The sequence below is a fragment of the Dechloromonas agitata is5 genome (assembly GCF_000519045.1).
Lineage (GTDB): Bacteria > Pseudomonadota > Gammaproteobacteria > Burkholderiales > Rhodocyclaceae > Azonexus > Azonexus agitatus.
Map to the genome: position 1 here is coordinate 679,172 of NZ_KI912532.1, position 18,160 is coordinate 697,331.

16 protein-coding genes are annotated in these 18,160 nt (G+C 64.3%); 1 reads left to right on the top strand and 15 read right to left on the bottom strand.

The window, feature by feature from the left end:
* Nucleotide 1: 1 nt before the first annotated feature.
* Genes K420_RS0103375 through K420_RS0103385 form a run of 3 tightly spaced genes read right to left on the bottom strand, consistent with a single transcriptional unit; the run spans nucleotide 2 to nucleotide 1,996 of the window.
* Nucleotides 2-928 (bottom strand): homoserine kinase, encoded by a 927-nt coding sequence (locus K420_RS0103375; RefSeq protein WP_027456813.1) that lies wholly within the window; start codon nucleotides 926-928, stop codon nucleotides 2-4.
* Nucleotides 929-1,261 (bottom strand): DUF2782 domain-containing protein, encoded by a 333-nt coding sequence (locus tag K420_RS0103380; protein ID WP_027456814.1) that lies wholly within the window; start codon nucleotides 1,259-1,261, stop codon nucleotides 929-931.
* 30 nt (nucleotides 1,262-1,291) lie between these two features.
* Nucleotides 1,292-1,996 (bottom strand): LOG family protein, encoded by a 705-nt coding sequence (locus K420_RS0103385; RefSeq protein ID WP_051453255.1) that lies wholly within the window; start codon nucleotides 1,994-1,996, stop codon nucleotides 1,292-1,294.
* Nucleotides 1,997-2,023: 27 nt separating this feature from the next.
* On the opposite strand from K420_RS0103385, the gene polA reads away from it, so the two are divergent.
* A complete protein-coding gene (gene polA, locus K420_RS0103390) occupies nucleotides 2,024-4,744 on the top strand; it encodes a DNA polymerase I (RefSeq protein WP_027456816.1) in 2,721 nt (906 codons plus the stop codon).
* On the opposite strand, the gene K420_RS17960 is transcribed toward polA, so the two are convergent.
* From K420_RS17960 to cobC, 12 genes are read right to left on the bottom strand one after another with little or no spacing between them, the layout of a single operon-like run.
* The gene (locus tag K420_RS17960) at nucleotides 4,741-5,700 is read right to left on the bottom strand and encodes a glycosyltransferase family 9 protein (RefSeq protein WP_051452931.1); all 960 of its coding nucleotides are present in this window, start codon (nucleotides 5,698-5,700) and stop codon (nucleotides 4,741-4,743) included. The two genes, polA and K420_RS17960, sit on opposite strands and share 4 nt — an antisense overlap.
* Nucleotides 5,697-7,019, bottom strand: a complete 1,323-nt coding sequence (locus K420_RS0103400; protein ID WP_084019540.1) for an O-antigen ligase family protein — start codon at nucleotides 7,017-7,019, stop codon at nucleotides 5,697-5,699. Before K420_RS0103400 ends, K420_RS17960 begins: the two co-directional genes overlap by 4 nt.
* On the bottom strand, nucleotides 7,016-8,155 hold the full coding sequence (locus K420_RS19550) for a glycosyltransferase family 4 protein (RefSeq protein WP_027456818.1): 1,140 nt from the start codon (nucleotides 8,153-8,155) through the stop codon (nucleotides 7,016-7,018). Before K420_RS19550 ends, K420_RS0103400 begins: the two co-directional genes overlap by 4 nt.
* On the bottom strand, nucleotides 8,152-9,297 hold the full coding sequence (locus K420_RS0103410) for a glycosyltransferase family 9 protein (protein ID WP_027456819.1): 1,146 nt from the start codon (nucleotides 9,295-9,297) through the stop codon (nucleotides 8,152-8,154). The genes K420_RS19550 and K420_RS0103410 overlap by 4 nt, the downstream gene beginning before the upstream one ends.
* On the bottom strand, nucleotides 9,294-10,502 hold the full coding sequence (locus tag K420_RS0103415) for a glycosyltransferase family 4 protein (RefSeq protein WP_027456820.1): 1,209 nt from the start codon (nucleotides 10,500-10,502) through the stop codon (nucleotides 9,294-9,296). Before K420_RS0103415 ends, K420_RS0103410 begins: the two co-directional genes overlap by 4 nt.
* A complete protein-coding gene (locus tag K420_RS17970; RefSeq protein WP_051452932.1) occupies nucleotides 10,499-11,647 on the bottom strand; it encodes a glycosyltransferase family 9 protein in 1,149 nt (382 codons plus the stop codon). Before K420_RS17970 ends, K420_RS0103415 begins: the two co-directional genes overlap by 4 nt.
* Nucleotides 11,647-12,477, bottom strand: coding sequence for a polysaccharide deacetylase family protein (locus tag K420_RS0103425; protein ID WP_027456821.1), 831 nt, complete (start codon nucleotides 12,475-12,477; stop codon nucleotides 11,647-11,649). Before K420_RS0103425 ends, K420_RS17970 begins: the two co-directional genes overlap by 1 nt.
* Complete coding sequence (locus K420_RS0103430; RefSeq protein ID WP_027456822.1) at nucleotides 12,474-13,559, bottom strand: glycosyltransferase; 1,086 nt, start codon at nucleotides 13,557-13,559, stop codon at nucleotides 12,474-12,476. Before K420_RS0103430 ends, K420_RS0103425 begins: the two co-directional genes overlap by 4 nt.
* Nucleotides 13,559-15,316: a lipid A export permease/ATP-binding protein MsbA gene (gene msbA / locus K420_RS0103435; RefSeq protein WP_027456823.1), complete on the bottom strand. Its 1,758-nt coding sequence runs from the start codon at nucleotides 15,314-15,316 to the stop codon at nucleotides 13,559-13,561. Before msbA ends, K420_RS0103430 begins: the two co-directional genes overlap by 1 nt.
* 49 nt (nucleotides 15,317-15,365) lie before the next feature.
* On the bottom strand, nucleotides 15,366-16,508 hold the full coding sequence (locus K420_RS0103440) for a glycosyltransferase family 4 protein (RefSeq protein WP_027456824.1): 1,143 nt from the start codon (nucleotides 16,506-16,508) through the stop codon (nucleotides 15,366-15,368).
* Nucleotides 16,505-17,623, bottom strand: coding sequence for a putative lipopolysaccharide heptosyltransferase III (rfaQ, locus tag K420_RS0103445; RefSeq protein WP_232422728.1), 1,119 nt, complete (start codon nucleotides 17,621-17,623; stop codon nucleotides 16,505-16,507). Before rfaQ ends, K420_RS0103440 begins: the two co-directional genes overlap by 4 nt.
* Complete coding sequence (cobC, locus tag K420_RS0103450) at nucleotides 17,610-18,122, bottom strand: alpha-ribazole phosphatase family protein (protein WP_027456826.1); 513 nt, start codon at nucleotides 18,120-18,122, stop codon at nucleotides 17,610-17,612. The genes rfaQ and cobC overlap by 14 nt, the downstream gene beginning before the upstream one ends.
* Nucleotides 18,123-18,160: the final 38 nt, after the last annotated feature.

Here is an 18,160-nt window from a genome sequence, read left to right on the forward strand (position 1 = left end):
GCTAACGGGGGAGTTCCGACCCGGCAAGGCGCAGGGCAGCCAAAAGCCGACGAAATTCATCGGGATTCTTGATTGTTACCACTTCACCCAGCCGCGGCTGGTGGCGGACTTCCAGTCGCAGCAGCCAGAAACGGAGGGCCGCCGCCCGCCGTACCGCCGGCCAGGCCTGTCTTTCGGCCGGCAACAGCGGGCGCACCGCACCGTAGCCGGCCAGCAGAGCGGCAAGCCCCCTCTCATCGGCACACCAGTCGTTGGCGACGACGGCCAGATCGAACAGCCAGGCATCTTCGCCGGCAAAGTAGAAGTCGAGCAGACCGGACAAGCGGCCGTCGGCCAGCCACAGGACGTTGTCACGGAACAGGTCGGCGTGGATCACGCCACACGGCAGGGCTGACCAGTCCTGGGCGGCCTGGAAGGCCAGTTCATCGGCGAGCAGCTCACGCTCGGTGGCATCGACCAGCGGCAGCAAGGCCTGGCCGACCCGCTGCCGCCAGGCGCTGCCGCACGGATTGGGCAAGGGATCGGGCATTCCGGCCGCGGCCAGGTGCAGGCGGGCCAGCATGTCGCCGAGGGTGCGCAGGTGGTGCATGTCCGGCTGCTCCAGCGCCGCGCCGGGCAGGCAGGTGAGGAGGGCAGCCGGCTTGCCGGCGAGTGGGCGCCAGCGCCGGCCGGCGGCATCGGTCAACGGCTGAGGACAGGGCAGGCCGGCACGGGCCAGGCGATCCTGCAGGGCGAGGTAGAAATCGAGGGCCGCCGGGTCGATGTTTTCGAACAGGGTCAGCACGAAACGACCGGCCGCGGTCGTTACGAAGTAATTGGAGTTCTGCATGCCGGCGGCGATGCCGGCATGATCGATCAGCTCACCGAGCCGGAGCGGCTGGAGCCAGGCGGCGAGTGCATCCCGCCCGACGGGGGTATAGACCGACACTTACCAGCTGTGGATGACCCACATCGGCGGCTTGGTCGGATGTTGGTCCGGACCGACGTCGACCATGATGCCGTCACCCTGGCGATCGACCAGATAGTAGGGTTTGCCGACCGCCGGCGTGACCTTGACCATGTAGAGCTTGCCCTTGACGCGGAATTCCTCGCGGGTTTCCTTCTCGGTCTTGACGATGGTGACCTGCGGCTCGAGGTTTTCGTCGAAGGCTTCCATGCCCGGCGGCGGAGGCGGCACGGCCGGCAGCGGCTGGAGGTCGCCTTTCTGCTGCGCCCAGGCGGGCAGCGCGGCAAGAAGCAGGAGGGGAAGAAGGCGGCGCATGGTGGAATCCTCGAAATCGATAAGCCGATTTTACAGGTTGAGCAGCATCTCGTGTTCGTTGGGCAACGGCCCGAACGGCCTGCCCTCGTAGTGCTTGAAAATGGCCTCGACCACCTTGGCGGGATCATCGATGACCTGGATCAGGTCGATATCCTCGGGATCGACCATGCCTTCGCCGACCAGCCGGTCCTTGAACCAGTCGATCATACCGCCCCAGAAATCGGAGCAGACGAGGATGAGCGGAATCTTGCGCGCCTTGCCGGTCTGGATCAGGGTCAGCGCCTCCATCAGCTCATCCAGCGTGCCAAAGCCGCCGGGCAGTACGACATAGGCACTGGCAAAGCGGACGAACATGTACTTGCGGGCAAAAAAGTGGCGGAAGGTCTGCGAGATGTCCTGATAGGGGTTGGACTTCTGCTCATGCGGCAACTGGATGTTGAGGCCGACCGACGGCGACTTGCCGAAGAAGGCCCCTTTGTTGGCTGCCTCCATGATGCCCGGGCCGCCACCGGAGATGACCGAGAAGCCGGAATCGGACAGCAGGCGGGCGAGTTGCTCGGTCAAGGTGTAGTACTTCGAGTCGGGCGGCACCCGGGCCGAACCGAAGAGCGTGACGGCCGGCTTGATCGCCGCCAGGCGTTCGGTCGCCTCGACGAACTCTGACATAATGCCGAAAATCCGCCACGACTCGCGGGCCGTCGTGTTCTTCAGCAGGGCCTCGGTCTCGACACCCATCACCAGTTTTTCGCTTTCCGTCACGTTATGCCTCTCTTGTTGTTGGTGGACGGTTCGTCCTATCTCTACCGCGCCTTCCATGCCCTGCCCGACCTGCGCAACCAGGCCGGCGAGCCCACCGGCGCGCTGTACGGCGTGCTGAACATGCTACGTCGTCTGCAAAGCGACTACAAGGCAGACTACAAGGCCGTTGTCTTCGATCCACGCGGCAAAACCTTCCGCGACGACTGGTATCCCGAATACAAATCCCACCGCCCGCCGATGCCGGACGACCTGGCCCGCCAGATCGAGCCCATCCACGCCGCAATCAAGGCCGCCGGCTGGCCGGTGATCATGATCGACGGGGTCGAGGCCGACGACGTAATCGGTACGCTGGCCACGCAGGCCGCCGCCACCGACATCGACACGCTGATCTCGACCGGCGACAAGGATTTGACCCAGCTGGTCGGCCCAAAGATCCGCTGGTACAACACGATGAGCAATGAATTGCTCGACGAAGCCGGCGTGGAGGCCAAGTTCGGCGTGCCGCCCGAGCGTATCGTCGATTACCTGGCGCTGGTCGGCGACGCCGTCGACGGCGTGCCAGGCGTGCAGAAGTGCGGCCCGAAGACGGCCGTCAAATGGCTGACCCAGTACGGCACGCTGGACAACCTGGTGGCGAATGCCGATGCGGTGAGCGGCGTGGTCGGCCAGAACCTGCGCGACCACCTCGGCTTCCTGCCGCTCGGCAAGAAGCTGGTCACCGTCGTCTGCGACCTGCCCGACCTGCCGACGCCGACCGCGCTGACCGCCACGCCGCCGGACATCCCGACCCTGCGCGAGCTGTACAAGCGCTACCAGTTTCGTTCCTGGCTCAATGAAATCGATGGCCCGGAGGCGGCCGCCGGTATCCCGGCGCAAACGATCGGCGTCGTCAGCGACGCGCCGCCGCCCCCGAAGCTGGCGGTGAGTTACGAAACGGTCCTGACTTGGCAACAGTTCGATGCCTGGCTGGCCAGGATCGAGGCCGCCGAGTTGACGGCGCTCGACACCGAGACGACCAGCCTCGATTCCTTTGAGGCCCGCATCGTCGGCGTTTCGCTGTCGGTCACGCCGGGCGAGGCCTGCTACATCCCGCTTGCCCACACCGCCCCCGGGGTCGCCGAGCAGTTGCCGCGTGAGGAAGTACTGGCGAAACTCAAGCCCTGGTTGGAAGCAGCCGACCGGAAAAAAGTGCTGCAAAACGCCAAGTACGACCAGCACGTCTTCGCCAATCACGGTATCGCACTGGCCGGCATCGCGCACGACACCATGCTGCAGAGCTACGTCATCGAGTCCGACAAGGGCCACGATCTCGGCCAACTGTGCAGCCGCCACCTCGGGCTGGAAACCATTGCCTACGAAGACCTGTGCGGCAAGGGCGCCAAGCAGATCACCTTCGACCAGGTCGATATCGAGCGTGCTGCGACCTACGCCGCCGAGGACGCCGACGTGACGCTGCGCGTCCATCACGTGCTGCACCCGCAATTCGCCAGCGAACCGGGCTTGAGCCGCATCTACCACGACATCGAGATGCCGGCGCGGCAGGTGATCTGGCAGATCGAGCGCAACGGCATCCTGGTCGATGCCGACGTGCTCGCCCGGCAGAGCCACGAGATGGGCCAGAAGATCATGGCGCTGGAAACCCAGGCCTACGAACTGGCCGGCCAACCCTTCAACCTCGCCTCACCAAAGCAGCTGGGCGACATCCTGTTCAACAAGCTCGGCCTGCCGGTCAAGAAAAAAACCGCCTCCGGCGGCCCCTCGACCGACGAGGAAGTGCTGACCGAACTGGCGCTCGACTACCCGCTGCCCAAGCTGCTGCTCGAACACCGCAGCCTGTCGAAACTCAAGGGGACCTACACCGACAAGCTGCCGCGCATGATTAACGCGCAGACCGGGAGAGTGCATACTCACTTCTCCCAGGCGGCCGTTGTTACCGGGCGCCTCGCTTCCAGCGACCCGAACCTGCAGAACATCCCGGTGCGCAGCGAGGAAGGCCGGAAAATCCGTACCGCCTTCATCGCGCCGGAAGGCAGCAGCATCGTCTCGGCCGACTACTCGCAGATCGAACTGCGCATCATGGCGCACCTCTCCAACGACGAACGCCTGCGCGAAGCCTTCGCGCACGGCGAGGATGTGCATAAGGCAACCGCTGCCGAAATCTTCGGCGTCACGCCGCTTGAAGTCGGCCCCGACCAACGCCGCGTTGCCAAGAGCATCAACTTCGGTCTGATCTACGGCATGAGCGCCTTCGGCCTGGCCCGCCAATTGGGGCTGGAGCGCGGCGCAGCGCAGACCTACATCGACCGCTATTTCGCTCGCTACCCCGGTGTCGCCCGCTACATGGAAGAAGCCCGCCAGACCGCCCGCGACAAGGGCTACGTCGAAACCGCCTTCGGCCGCCGACTGTGGTTCCCGGAAATCCGCTCCAGCCAGGCCATGCGTCGCCAGGCGGCGGAACGCGCCGCGATCAACGCCCCGATGCAGGGTACTGCCGCCGACCTGATCAAGCTGGCGATGGTTGCCGTGCAGAATTGGCTGGGCACCAAGGGCATGCAGTCAAAACAGGTGTTGCAGGTGCACGACGAACTGCTGCTTGAAGTGCCCGATGCCGAATTGATGGACGTCCGCACTCACCTGCCCACGCTGATGAGCCAGGTGGCCGCCTTGAAGGTACCTCTGGTCGTCGAGGTCGGTGTCGGCCCGAACTGGGAAGCGGCGCACTAAGTGCCTTCGAGTTCCCGTACCGCTGCCTCGACCTGATCGACACTGATATCGGCCACCGCAAAAGTGGTCGGCTGCAACAGCACATGCCGAGCGCCCCATGGGTACCAGCGGGTGCGCTTGGCTTCGGAATTCTCGAACAACGCCGCTGTCTTGAGGTTGAGTGCGGCCGCCAGGTGCATGGCACCGCCATCGGCGCCGACGAAACCGTCGCATAGCGACAACGCAGCAATCAGTTCCTCCAGCCGTTCGGTGACCACAGGCACCGCGCCCTTGTCGCGGCAGGCTGCCAAGACCAGTGCAGCCTTTTCGTCATCGCCGGGATGCGCCGGATGATCGGCCGGCCCCGGTGACCAGAACAGGGCAAAACCACGCTCCGGCGAGGCCAGGCGTTCGATCAGCTCGATGTATTTTTCGGCCGGCCAGCGCCGGCTTTTCTCGCGGGCACTCAGATGAATGGCCCAGATTTTCCGACCGGACAATTCGGCCAGCTTCGGGCGCATGGCAGCAACAACCTCAGATAGAGGCGTCAGTTGCAGCGCCCCCAACTCGGGCTCAATGCCCAAAGGCACCAGCAGCTTGCCGACCGCCTCGACCTCATGGAAAGGCGCTCCCGGCTTGTCAGCGATGATCCGGCGGGCGCCGACAAGCCTGGCGTAGCGATCGCCCCCCGGCGACGCGACGATGGCGACGTCGATGCCCTTGCAGCGCAGCTCCCACAGCAAACCCGCCGTCTCCAGCCAGATCGCCATCTTGCTTTCGCCCGGCCCGCGGTGCTTGGCCTTCCGATAAGCGAAGACGTCGTTCACATCGGGATTGCCGCGCATCACAGCCACGTTGTACTGATTGACCAGCACACCAATCCAGGCGTTCGGCATGGCCTTACGCAGGGCCGCCAGCATCGGCGTCGTGCATACCAGATCGCCGATGTTGTCGCGACGGATGACGAGGATATTCATTTGCTCTCCACGGCAGCAGCCGACTGTTCATTCAAAGCCAGGCCGATCAGAATGCCGACCAGGGCGCACGCCATGTTGGCCAGACCACCCACCCAGAAACCATTGGCGAAATTGCCGAGCATGTAGGCCAGCAAAGTCGTCAGGAGCACCGCCCGCAGGCGCTGGTTTTCCGGTGCGCCGCGCACCAGCCCCTTCAGGCCCAGCCAGAATGTCGCCAGCCAGAAAGCCAGCACCAGCAGCAGGCCGGGGATGCCGATCTCGAAGGCAACCTGCAGGAAATAGTTATGGGGGTTGACCTTGCCGTAGCTCGCCTTTTCCGTCTCACCCAGGAAATACGCCGCCTTGCCAGGATCGTTGGCTTTCCAGCGCTCGGCATAACCGCCGTCGTTGATCGCCCAAGCCAGTTTCTTCCAGCCGTAGCCGTAGCCGAGCAACGGCCGCGCCTCGATCAGCTCGACGACACCCGACCAGACATCAAGACGCAGGCTCAAGCCCTGATTGGTGACATAGGTATCTTTCTGGGCCAGGGAACGGTACTTCTCGAGGTAGCCGAGATTACTCTGCGACGCCACCCATCCCGCACCCAAAGCGATCACCAGAAATACCGCAGCAAGTGCCTTCCAGGCTCGCAACAAGCCAAACAGCACGATGACCGAAATGGCGACCACCAGCAGGGGACTGCGCGAACCATACAAACCGGTCAGCACAACTCCGAGAATCACAAGCGCTGCCAGCAATGCCCGTTGGCGCAGCGTGGCCGCCGTCGAGACGGCAAACGCGATGATCAGCGGCAGGCAAAAACTGGCCATGGTTGCATAGCCACCCCAGAAAGACTTGTGGGAGCGCGGAATCTGCCCCTCGCTCAGGGAGTGATGCATCAGATACGCGCCAACCTCGAAACAGGACAATACGCTGACGGCCGCAAAACCGGCGATGATCACCCACAATGCGGTTCGTGCCTGGCCGGGATTACGTACCAACAGGCAGCCAACGAGCAGCAACTCGGCCTGCAACAGCAGATCGCGCGGTAAGGCGTGCAGGCTGTCCGCCGAATAGGGACTGGCCACCGATACGGCAATACACCAGATGGCAATAGCCAGAGCGAGAGCGAGCACCATGTTCCTGCTGCGCAGGCGCTGGCGAATGTCGGCACGCATGGCCAGCGGCACCGATGCAATCAGCAAGCCGACCATCAGCAGGTATTTCACCGCGACGAACTTTTCGAAGGGCTGGATGAACAACAGACCGAACCACAGCCCCATGGTCACTTGCAGCAACCGGTCTGTTTCCCGCGGGGCCATGCTCACTGCCTCGCTCATTTCCCGTGCTCCATCTTTTCCAGCACCGCCTTCAGCGCCAGGCCGTTCTTGTTGGCATCGTAGTGCGCCCGCGCATGCGCCAGGCAATGCTGCCCCAGTTCGGCTGCCAGTTGCTTCGACGCGTGGATCGCCCGCAACTTGTCGGCCAGTTCATGGAAGTCTCCCGGCGTGAAGATCAGTTCCTCACGCCCGCCTACCACCTCCGGCAAGCCACCGACCCGCGATACCACAGCCGGCAGGCCGCAGGCCATGGCCTCGGCGACCACAAAACCGAACTGTTCGGCCAGGTTGATGGCCGGCAGCGCGGGCAGCACGAAGGCATCGGATTGCGCATAGATGTCAGGCAGTGCGTCGTATTTCAGGAAACCGGTGAATTTGACCCGATCCTTGATGCCGAGCAGTTCGGCCGCCTGTTCCAATCCCTGGCGCTGAGCCCCCTGGCCGACGAACATCAGTTCGAGATTCGGGATTTCCGACAGCAAGGCTTTGGCGGCATAGAGCAAGGTGTAGCACCCCTTCCAGCTGACCAGCTTGCCGACGAACAGGATGCGGAAGACGTCATCCTGCTTCGGTTGCGGACGTGGCTGGAAGACTTCGGTATCGACGCCCGGATAGACGTGGACGATCTTTTCCTCGGGAATACCTTCGAGCAACAGGACGCGGCGACAGGTGTCGGTAATCGCCACGAACAGGTCGACCTGCGGAAACGCCGCCTGGCGGATGGCCAGCGAACGCGGGTCGAACATGTCGACGAAGGGAATGGTGAAGGGAATCCAGTACACCAGCTTGAACTTGTGCCCTTTCGCCTTCAGTGATGCGAGCGTATGCAGCGAGCGGTCCGAACCGGTCAGCGCGACGTCGAACTCGCCGCTGGCCGCCGAACGTTCGACTTCCTGATAGAAGAAATCGCGCTTCTTGTCGTTGTTGTTTTCCTTCAGGCGGCGCCAGGCCTTGAGCGGCGATTTAAGGTAGTCGCGCAGTTGCTGTTTCTTGGTCAGCAGATGCACCCGGTGCGGCGTGATATTGAGACCGGACTTGTTCTTTTCCGACAGGAAGAAGGTCGTATCAGGAATCGAATCGAAGAGCTGGGCGAAGTAACGCCCGACACCATAGTCCTTGAAAACGGCAAGTTTCATTGTCGACACTCGGCAACGGAATTTTTGGAGGCCAGAATCGCCTCGACCGCCTCGACGACGGCCGGGATGGGCAGTTTGGCAATGCAGGCCCGCGTACCCAGATGACAGGCATAGGGGGCATCGAAGGCGTGCGAACAGGGAGCACAGGGTTCGGCGCTGCGGATCACGACCGCCTGTCGACCGATGGGCCGCTGGTCCTGGTCGTCGGCCGGGCCCATGAAGTCGACAACCGGCACGCCGAGCGCGTCGGCCATGTAGGTGGCGCCGGAATCGACACCGACGAAGCAATCGAGCGTACCGAGCAGGACAGGCAGTTCGTCGAGCGCCCATTGGCCGGTCGTATCGATGGCGCGTCCAGGTGGGAGACTGGCGCAGAGGGTTTCAGCCGCCTCCCGGTCGGCGTCAGTGCCGATCAGCACCAGCGTCGCTACGGTGCGGCTGACAAGCTGGCCGGCCAGTGCCGCGATTTGTGCCGCATCCAGCGCCTTCATGCGATTGCCAGCACCCAGCCCGAGACCGACCAGCGGGTGGTGTAGTTGGGGTGCCAAGGCATCCAGCAGGGCTTTTCCGCTCTCAGCACTGCCGATCTCGTTTGGCAGCGCAAACACGGCTGCATCCACCTTAATATTGAACCCTGCCAAGGCACGCAAGGCGGTTTCGCGGAACAGTTGCCCCGCCCGGTGTGGCTCGCCATGGGTCAGGAAAGGCCAGGCCAGACGGGCGCTGCCTTGCCGGCGGTCGGCAAGGACCGACACCCGTTTCGGCACACCGGCCCAGAACGGCACCAGCAGATTGGTCAGGTTGGGACTGAGGATCAGCACTCCGTCGTAACCCTCGGCCAGTTGGTCGAGCAGCCAGCGTTTGCCGGCCCAACCCTTGAAGCCGTGTTTGGGCAGCGTGACGATGCGGTCGATGCTTTCCAGCTGACGCGCCAGCGGCACATTGACCGGATGCAGCAGCGCGACGATCTCGGCATCGGGCAGGCGATTGCGCAAGGCCCGGAAGACCGGCGTTGTCGCCACGAAGTCGCCAATTTTGGCGGTCTGAATGACAAGGATGCGGTTCGTCCGTTGCGTACCGCGCAAAGCTGCCCGCAGCCACAGCAGCGGCGCCAGCAGCCAGGTCAGCAGCAGGTAGATCACCGTGCCGCCTCGTCGAGCACCTGCATCACGCCGGCGACATAGGCTTCGATCGAATAGCGCTCGGCCACCCGCCGGCGTCCGGCCTCGCCCATACTCCGGCGCAGCTCGGCGTCAGTCAGCAGGCGACGCAGCGACGCGGTCAGCGCCGCCACATCGCCGTAGGTGTAGAGCAAGCCGGTTTGCTCATGCACCACCAGTTCGCGGGTACCGGTCACATCGGAGCCAACCACCGGACTACCCGCCAGCATCGCTTCGAGCACGACGCGCGGCAGGCCTTCCTTGCTCGAACACAGCACGCAAACGTCCATGACCTGCACCCAGGCCAGCGGCAGCGACTGGAAGCCGACGAAGCTGACCTGATCGATCAACCCAAGACGGCTCACGGCACTTTCCAGCTCAGCCCGTTGCGGCCCTTCGCCGAGGATCAGGCAGGTCACGGCCAGGCCTTCCGCCTTCAGGTTGGCTACCGCCTGCAGCAGATGATGAACGCCCTTGCGCGCCGTCAACTGGCCGACCGTGCCGATGACCAGTTCTTTGGCGGAGGGGGGCAACTCGACCGGCGGCGGCAAGGCGATACGGCTGTCGATGGCGTTATAGACCACACGCAGCCGGTTCTCGGCGACGTGTTGGGCCGCCAGTACGTCAGCCACGCCCTGTGAGACGCAGATGATGCGCGTCGCGGTGCGATTGACCACGACCGCCTCGTTGGCCTGCAAGGTCGGTTCGATGCGGCAGTGCTGAACGACTGGCAGGCCGGCTGCCTCGGCCGCCAGATAGCCCTCGAGGTTCGACGACGGCTGGTTGTTCATATATAGCAGGTCGTAGCGCCCTTCTTCCAGCAACAGCTTCAAGGCAGCAACGCGCGGCTTGATCCGCCAGTGCATTTCGATGGCCAGCACCGCGCGCTTTTTCAGGCGCCCCGACCACGACAGCAGGCCGCGGGCCACTTCTTTGGCCAGCTTGGCCCATAGGGGCTGTTTGCGGATTGGCAGCAGGATCAGCGGAATGCCGATGTCGGCCAATTCTTCGGACAACAGACGGCCACTCTGGCCCTTCTTGTAGTCCTTGTAGAAGCAGCAGGTGACGTCGAAGCGCGTGCGGTCGATGCGCTTGAGCAGCTCGAACATGCTGTTGGTGCCGCCGCCCCACTCGTTGCCGGTGTCGAGCAGCAGGACGCGTTTCGGCGCGGGTTTGGGCAAGTTCATGCCGCCCCCCGGCTCAGGATGGTATCGACCGCCGCCACCACTTCCTCGACCGCGATATTGTCCATGCAGATCGGCTCGGCGTAAGGACAGTTTTTCGAATAGCAGGGGTCGCAGGTCCGCCATTTGCGGATGATCACGTGCTTGTCGAGGTCGTAGCCGGGGCCAGAGCGTGCCGGATCGGACACCGCGAACAATGCGACGACTGGCGTATCGACCGTTACCGCCAAATGCATCGGCCCGGTATCGCCGGTGATCAGCAGGCAGGACCGGCGCAGCAGGTCGGGCAAGGCGATCAGCGGCAACTGGCCGGCCGAGGCCCAGGCCCGCGTTCCGCCGGCCAGCGGTGCGGCGGCTTCGATACCGGCGGCAACCTCCTGGCACAGCGCGGCTTCGGCCGGCGAACCGGTGACGACGAAACGCAGATCCGGCCTTGCCTTGACCATCTCGGCCGCCGCCGCAATGAAGCGCGAGCGCGGCCAGCGCCGGCTCATCGTCGAGGCGCCGGGCTGGAAGGCGACGATGGTCGCCTCCTGCCAGCCGCGCTCGGCCAGCGCCTTGTCCAGCGCCGCCCGGCCTTCGGCGTGGGCCGGCACGGTCATGCGGCGATCGAATTCACCGACGGCCCCGGCCAGCTTGGCGACTGCGAGGCGCTGGTCGATGCCATGCCCGAGATCATCCCAACCGAACACCGGCTCATGGTTGCTGAGCAGGAAATTCCAGCGGTTGTTGTTGGGCAGCTTGAAGATGTGGCGGGCACCGGACAGGTAGGCCAGCGGCGTTGCCTGCGGTTCGTTGCCGTGCAGGATGACGGCCAGATCGTAGTCTTTGAGCTGACTGGCGGCGCGGCGGAAGCCCCGCCATTTGCCGTCGTAGGGGATCAACTCGTCCACGTCGGCCAGACCAGTGAAAAGCTGCTGTAGCGACGGATGCACCAGCAGCGTGATGTGCGCTTGCGGATAGGTCTGGCGCAGGGCCCGCAGCCCCGGTGTGGACAGCAGCGTATCGCCCAGCGCCGTACAAGAAATGGCCAGGATGCGGCGAATGGCCGGCGTGCCGAGTTCGCTGGCCGGACGCGGCCGGCGATCCAACGCCCGCTTCAGGCGCAGCCAGCGGTAAAGCAGCGGTTCGCGCAGGCGCAGACGCATCAGCGGCCCTTCCCGCCCGACTTCAGGCCCAGATAGAGGGCCGACAACAGCGGCCGGCCGTAGATTCCCATACGCCCGCCGAACCATTTGGCCGGCTTGTCCTTGATGACCAGACGCGGGATGCGCCCCGGATCGACTTCGCGGCGCACGACCCCATGCTCAGTGGTGTACAGGTGCGTGAAACCGGCGGCCCGCGCCACGCGCTGGTAGGCGACATCGTAATAGCCCTGCGGCCAGCACAGGTGCGGACTATCCACGCCGAGCCGGGCCGCCAGCGTGGCGCGTGAGGCGGCCAGATCGTCGGCCAGCGCCTGATCGCGCTCGGCCTGATCAGCGATCTGGCGGTCCCAGCGGGTATGGGTATGGGTATGCGAATGAAAATCGAAGGTCCCTGCATCGCGCATCGCTTCAACTTCGGACCAGCGCAGGAAAGCCTCATCCAGCTTGCCCTCGGCGGCAGCAGCCATCGCCTGGCCGTGGGTCGGCACCTCCGGCACGCCGGGCTGGCCGGCATACGGGCGAACCGCCCCCTCGCCCATCCAGCCGGTGATCAGGAACAACGTGGCGCGCTGGCCAAATTCCTTGAGCACCGGGTGGGCGTAGACCCAGTTGTCGAGATAGCCGTCGTCGAAGGTGACCAGCACGCTCTTCTTCGGCACCTTACCGGTCGCCAGAACCTGCGTGAATTCGTTGGAGGACAACGTTTTCCAGCCGTTTTCCGCCAGCCACTGCATGTGAGCGCGGAAGTTCTCCGGCGAGCAGGTCACCAGCCCGGGTTTCGGGCTGATATGGTGATACATCAGCACGGGCAGCGGCTGCCCGAAGCTCATTTCGCCTCCAACAGGCGTTCGTACAAGGCTTCCATGCCCTGCGCCATCACTTCGCGGGCGAACTTGCGGCGCACGAATTCGGTGGCGTTGGCGCCCATCGACTGGCGCAGCACCGGGTCGGCCAGCAGGCGGCTGATCGGCTCGATCAAGGCCTTGCCGTCGTGCGCTGGCACCAAGTAGCCGGTCTTACCATTGAGGATGACCTCGGGCACGCCGTCGACGTTGGACGCCACGGCCGGCAGCCCCATGGCGCCGGCCTCGATGAAGGCGGTACCCAGTGCTTCCTGATGCGTCGGCAGCACGAAAACGTCGAGCGAGGCAAGCACATTGGTCACGTCGCGGCGCAGGCCGAGCAGGTGGATGCGACCTTCCAGCCCATCAGCCGTGATGCGTGCCTTCAGGTTGTCGGTCTGTGGGCCGTCACCGGCAAAGACGAAATGGGCATTCGGGAAGCGCTTCAGCACTTCCGGCGCTGCATCGAGAATGTCGGCGTGGCCCTTCTTGGCGCGCAGGATGGCGACCGTACCGACAAGCAACGTCTCGGCCGGCAACCCCAGTTCCTCGCGCAGGTTGCCCTGTACGGTGGAACGGTCGTAGCGCGAGAAATCGACGCCGGTCGGAATGGTGGTAATGCCTTCGCGCGGCACACCAGCCTCGACCAGATAGTTCTCGACATACTTGCTAACCGTCACGACATGATCAGGCAGCACGCTATAGGTGAATTTCGACGTGATGGGCAGCGCCAGGTGGCGGGTGCGGACGATCGCCGGACGATTGATCATCGTCCGGGCCGCCATGCCGGCCAGTTGGGTGTCGCGGCCACTATGCGTATTGACGATATCGGCCTTGAAGCGCTTCATCACCGAGCGCAGGCGGATGATCGCCGGCAGATCGATGGCGCCGCGCATGTCGACGACGAAGGTCTCGAAACCCGCCTCCTTCGCCCGGTCGAGAATGCGTGCTCCGGGCCGGCTGACAACAGCCAGCGTATGGCCCCGATCACGCATCGTGATCAACTCGTTCAGCGTGCGGTTTTCCTGGCCGCCCCAGCCTTTCGACGACTCGGTGTGCAGGATGCGCATCAGACGGCGACCTCTTCGGCCTTCTGCATGCGGTACAGACGGGCGTACAGGCCGTCGTGGGCGAGCAGTTCGGCGTGCGAACCCTCTTCCTGCTTGTGGCCGTGGGCCAACGCGATGATGCGGTCGGCGCGTTCGATAGTCGACAGGCGGTGGGCGATGACCAGCGTGCTGCGCCCCTTCATCAGTTCGTCAAGGGCTGCCTGCACATGGCGTTCGGATTCGGTATCGAGGGCCGAGGTGGCTTCATCGAGGATCAGGATCGGTGCGTTCTTCAGGATGGCACGAGCGATGGCCAGACGCTGACGCTGGCCGCCGGACAGCTTGACGCCGTTCTCGCCGATCATGGTGTTCAGCCCGTCGGGTAAAGCCTCGATGAATTCCAGCGCATGGGCTGCCTTGGCCGCCGCGCGGATTTCGTCAACCGTCGCATCGCGCTTGCCGCCATAAGCGATATTGGCACCGATGGTGTCGTTGAACAGCACGACATCCTGGCTGACCAGTGCGATGTTGTCGCGCAGGCTGTTCAGGCGGATGTTCGGCAGGGCATGGCCGTCGACGCGGATTTCGCCGGAATCGAGGGCATAGAAACGGGGCAACAGATTGGCCGCCGTCGTCTTGCCACTACCGGAGGGCCCGACCAGCGCCACGCATTCACCGGGACGCAGGGTCAATGAAACGTTTTCCAGTGCCGGCCGCTCGGCACCAGGATAAGTGAAGGTCACCCGATCGAACTCGACCAGCCCCTTGGCCCGTCCCAAATCCTCTTTGCCTTGATCCGGCTCGGCATCCTCGTCGATCAGCGAGAAAACGCTTTCCGCTGCCGCCAGGCCGCGTTGAATCGGCGCGTTGACGTCGGTCACCCGCTTCAGCGGCGCCATCAGCATCAACATGGCGGTGACGAAGGAAACGAAGCTGCCCACCGTCGTCTGGTCATTCGACGCCTGCTTGAGGGCGACGCCCATGATGATGGCAACACCGGTGGCCGCAAAGAACTGGACCAGCGGCGACTGTGCAGCCGAGGCCATGGTCGCCCGCATGGCCAGACGGCGCTGCTCGCGGACGGATTTGTAAAAGCGATCCTCCTCGTAGGTCTGGCCGCCAAAAATCTTGACCACCTTGTGCCCTTCGATGGCTTCCTGCAGCACCTGCGTGATCTTGCCCATCGATTCCTGCTGGCCGCGGGCCACGCTGCGCAGCCGTTTGCTGAACACCCGCACGACCACGGCGATGAAAGGCACGACCGACAACGTAATCAGCGTCAACTGCCAGTTCAACCAGAGCAGCCAGATCAGCAGGCCGATGATGGACAGCGAATCCTTGATCAGCGAAGTCAGCGCATTGGTCGCTGCGCCAGCGACGCCAGTCACGTCATAGGCGATGCGCGACATCAGGCGGCCGGACAAATTGTCACTGTAATAACGGGTCGGCAGGCGCACCATGCGGGCGAACATGGCTTGGCGCAATTCAGCGACGACGTTGTTTGACACCCAGCTCATCAGGTAGTCGCCGAGGAAACCGAAAATGGCGCGCACCAGAAAAATGCCCATGATGGCCAACGGGTAGAAAAGCCAGTCCCAAGGACCGTTGGCCTTGGAAAAACCGTCGTCGAGCAGCGATTTCATGATCGCCGGAAAGACCGGCTCGGCCAGCGAGGAGACGCCCATGCACGCCAGCGCGGCAAGAAAGGCCTTCCAGTACGGCCGAACGTAGGTCAACAGCCGGACATACAACTCGCGGCTGGTCATGTCATGAGACATGCAAATCCTTGAAGCGAAAAGTAGAACCCGCGATTATACCCGGCCCGCGTCAGCGGCTCAGCGTACGGTACAGGGCCAGCAGACGGTCGGCCATCGCCGGCAGGGTCAACGGTTCGGCCACCGCGCGTGCCGCCGCCCGAGCCGAGGGGCTGCCGGCCAACCCGGCCAGCGCATCCAGCCGGCCGGCCAGCCCGTCGATATCGACGGCATCGACCACCCAGCCATTCTCACCGGAGCGCACCCACTCCTGCGCGCCGCAGGTCGTCGAGGTGACCACCGGCAAGCCGCTGGCCAGCGCCTCCAGCGCAGCATTGGGGCACGGGTCGTAAAGCGTTGGCAACACGAAGCCATCGGCCGCGCCGTACCAGGGGCGAACATCCTTGAGCGGCCCGGTAAACAGTACGCGCGTGCTCAAGCCGAGTTGCCCGGACAGCTTCCGCATCGCGCTCAGCTTGCGGTCGGCGCCGACGATGACGATGCATGCATCGTCCCGTTTCATGCGTGCCGCCGCCCGCAACAACTGAGGGACGCCCTTGCGCTCGAAGCCACTCCCGACATAGAGCAGGACCGGGGCATCGCTCGGAATGCCGGCCGCCGACCTCGTCGCCAAGCGGTGTTTGTCGGCCAATCCGGGATGAAACGCCTCGGTATCGACCCCGTTGTAGATCACCTGCAACTTGTCCCGGCTAACGCCGTAGTAGCGCTCCACCTCGTCAGCCACCATCTGCGAATTGCAAATGACCGCCTGCAGGGCCGGATCGCCGAACATCGCCTTTTCCGCGCCCAGCACATAGCGGTGATAGGGCGACCAACGCTGCGTCAGCCGCTGCAGCGGGCCGAGGATGCGCGCCCGATGGTCGAGCCAGGCGGCATGCACGCCGTCGCCGGCCCGGAAGATCATGCAGCCGGGAATGCGCTCGTGCGACTGGGTGATGTCGAAGCCCCCCTTCGCCATCTCGGCTTGCGCCGCTGCGGCAAAGCTGCGGTCGCGCGCCGCCCGGCCGCCGAACAGCCGCGAATAGGCCGGATCGCAGGTGATCTGCCGGAAACCGGCGCGCGGCGCACCGTCCCAGTTGCGGGTGATGAGCGTGACTTCGGCCCCCTCGCCGGCCAGCGCCCCGAGCGCGCGCTCGACGAAGCGCTCGGCACCGCCGAACGGGTTGTAGCGCTGGCGAATGATGGCGATCTTCACGCGCCGAGGAATTCCTGGGAGGCCGCCATCACATCGTCGACGGCAATCGTAGTCAGGCAGTCGCTGACCTTGCTGCCGCCACAACCGTCGTGGCCGCAGGGACGGCACGGATGCACGGTGCTGGCCACGACGCGACTGTTGGCGCTCCACGGTCCCCACTGCTTGTCGCCGGATGGCCCGAACAGCGCCACGGTGGGCGTGCCCACTGCGGCCGCAATGTGCATGGGCGCCGAATCGACGCCGATGAACAGCTTGGCGGCCTGGGTCAGCGCCGCCAGTTCCTTAAGCGACAACTGACCGGACAGGCTGAACGCCGGCTTGACCAAGCGCGCCTGGATGGCCTCCAGCATCCTCTTTTCGTCATTGCTCGGCGCCGCCGTCAGCACCACCGTGTGACCCGCCGACTGCAGCCGCTCGACCAGCGCCGCCATGCGCTCGACCGGCCAGCACTTGAAGAACCAGCGCGAGGCCGGATGGACATGAATGAAATCCTTGCCCTGCAGGCCAAAACCGGCCAGATGCGCCGCCACCGCCGCCTCGGCAGCCGCTCCCGGCACCAGCGTCAAACGCCGCTCATCCGGCCCCGGCTGTATACCCAGCCGACGCAGCGAGTCCAGATTGGTCTCCGCCATGTGGCGCAGCGGATTGTGCATGGTCTGGAGGTGCGTGAAGCTCTGTTTCCAGCGCTTCGGCCGCCCCTTCACCGTCGGACCGACCGCCCAGCGCGGCTTCAGCAGCCGGCACAGCCAGGCACCGCGCCAATGCTCGGTGAGGTGGATGATCAGGTCGTAACCCCGCGCCTTGAGCGCGTTGTACAGCGCCAGCTCGGCCTTGAGCTGGCCCATCACCCCCAGCTGCTTCCACTTGCGGTCGATGGTATGCACCTGCGCGATAGCCGGGTGCAACGTCACCATCTCGGCCGTATCGGCATAGACCAGCGCATCGATTTCGGCCTGCGGCGCATGCGCCTTGAGCACCGAGAACACCGGCGAACTGACCAGCACGTCGCCGTGATGGCGCAGCTTGATGACCAGCGCCCGGCGGATTTCTCCGACCGGAATCGCGTCGCGCAAGGGATTGAAGTTTTCCATGCCCGGCATTTTAGCGGGGGACATCAACCCGCGTGCAGGCGCCGTAGGCAAAGTTCAGCGCCGTCCACCGCTCGGGCGGCAAGCCCTGCCAATGCGCCAGCAGCGTGCGGATCACGCCGGCATGGGTGACGATCACCGCCTCCGGCACGGTGAGCGATGCCACGAAATCAAGCGCCCGCCGCTGCAGGTCGCGCGGCGACTCGCCCCCCGGCGGCACATAGCCGGCGATGTCGGCCGCCCAGGCATCCAGTTCGGCACGCGGAATATCGTCCCAGCGCTGCCCTTCCCAAGCGCCAAAATGCATCTCAGCCAGACGATCGTCAATCATCGGCCGGGCATGCAGGTACGCCGCCAATTCGCGGCAACGGCGCAAGGGACTGCTCCATACCGGCAAACCGCAGGGCAATTCGGCCAGCAGCATCCCGGCAACCGACCGCGCATCCTCGGCCGGGCAATCCAGCCAGCCGTAACAAATGCCGCTTTCGATCAAGGGTTTGGGATGACGGACCAGATGGAGACGCATAGTGCTTTTTGAAACGGATGAGCTATCGTGAAAAGGAG

What these genes read in the sequence shown, in the direction of transcription:
- K420_RS0103425 (WP_027456821.1), bottom strand. Translation starts at nt 12,477, where the DNA reads ATGAGCTTCGGGCAGCCGCTGCCCGTGCTGATGTATCACCATATCAGC.
- K420_RS0103385 (WP_051453255.1), bottom strand. Translation starts at nt 1,996, where the DNA reads ATGGGTGTCGAGACCGAGGCCCTGCTGAAGAACACGACGGCCCGCGAG.
- K420_RS0103400 (WP_084019540.1), bottom strand. Translation starts at nt 7,019, where the DNA reads ATGAGCGAGGCAGTGAGCATGGCCCCGCGGGAAACAGACCGGTTGCTG.
- K420_RS0103415 (WP_027456820.1), bottom strand. Translation starts at nt 10,502, where the DNA reads ATGAACTTGCCCAAACCCGCGCCGAAACGCGTCCTGCTGCTCGACACC.
- polA (WP_027456816.1), top strand. Translation starts at nt 2,024, where the DNA reads ATGCCTCTCTTGTTGTTGGTGGACGGTTCGTCCTATCTCTACCGCGCC.
- rfaQ (WP_232422728.1), bottom strand. Translation starts at nt 17,623, where the DNA reads ATGTCCCCCGCTAAAATGCCGGGCATGGAAAACTTCAATCCCTTGCGC.
- msbA (WP_027456823.1), bottom strand. Translation starts at nt 15,316, where the DNA reads ATGTCTCATGACATGACCAGCCGCGAGTTGTATGTCCGGCTGTTGACC.
- K420_RS17970 (WP_051452932.1), bottom strand. Translation starts at nt 11,647, where the DNA reads ATGCGTCTGCGCCTGCGCGAACCGCTGCTTTACCGCTGGCTGCGCCTG.
- K420_RS0103430 (WP_027456822.1), bottom strand. Translation starts at nt 13,559, where the DNA reads ATGCGCATCCTGCACACCGAGTCGTCGAAAGGCTGGGGCGGCCAGGAA.
- K420_RS17960 (WP_051452931.1), bottom strand. Translation starts at nt 5,700, where the DNA reads ATGAATATCCTCGTCATCCGTCGCGACAACATCGGCGATCTGGTATGC.
- K420_RS19550 (WP_027456818.1), bottom strand. Translation starts at nt 8,155, where the DNA reads ATGAAACTTGCCGTTTTCAAGGACTATGGTGTCGGGCGTTACTTCGCC.
- cobC (WP_027456826.1), bottom strand. Translation starts at nt 18,122, where the DNA reads ATGCGTCTCCATCTGGTCCGTCATCCCAAACCCTTGATCGAAAGCGGC.
- K420_RS0103380 (WP_027456814.1), bottom strand. Translation starts at nt 1,261, where the DNA reads ATGCGCCGCCTTCTTCCCCTCCTGCTTCTTGCCGCGCTGCCCGCCTGG.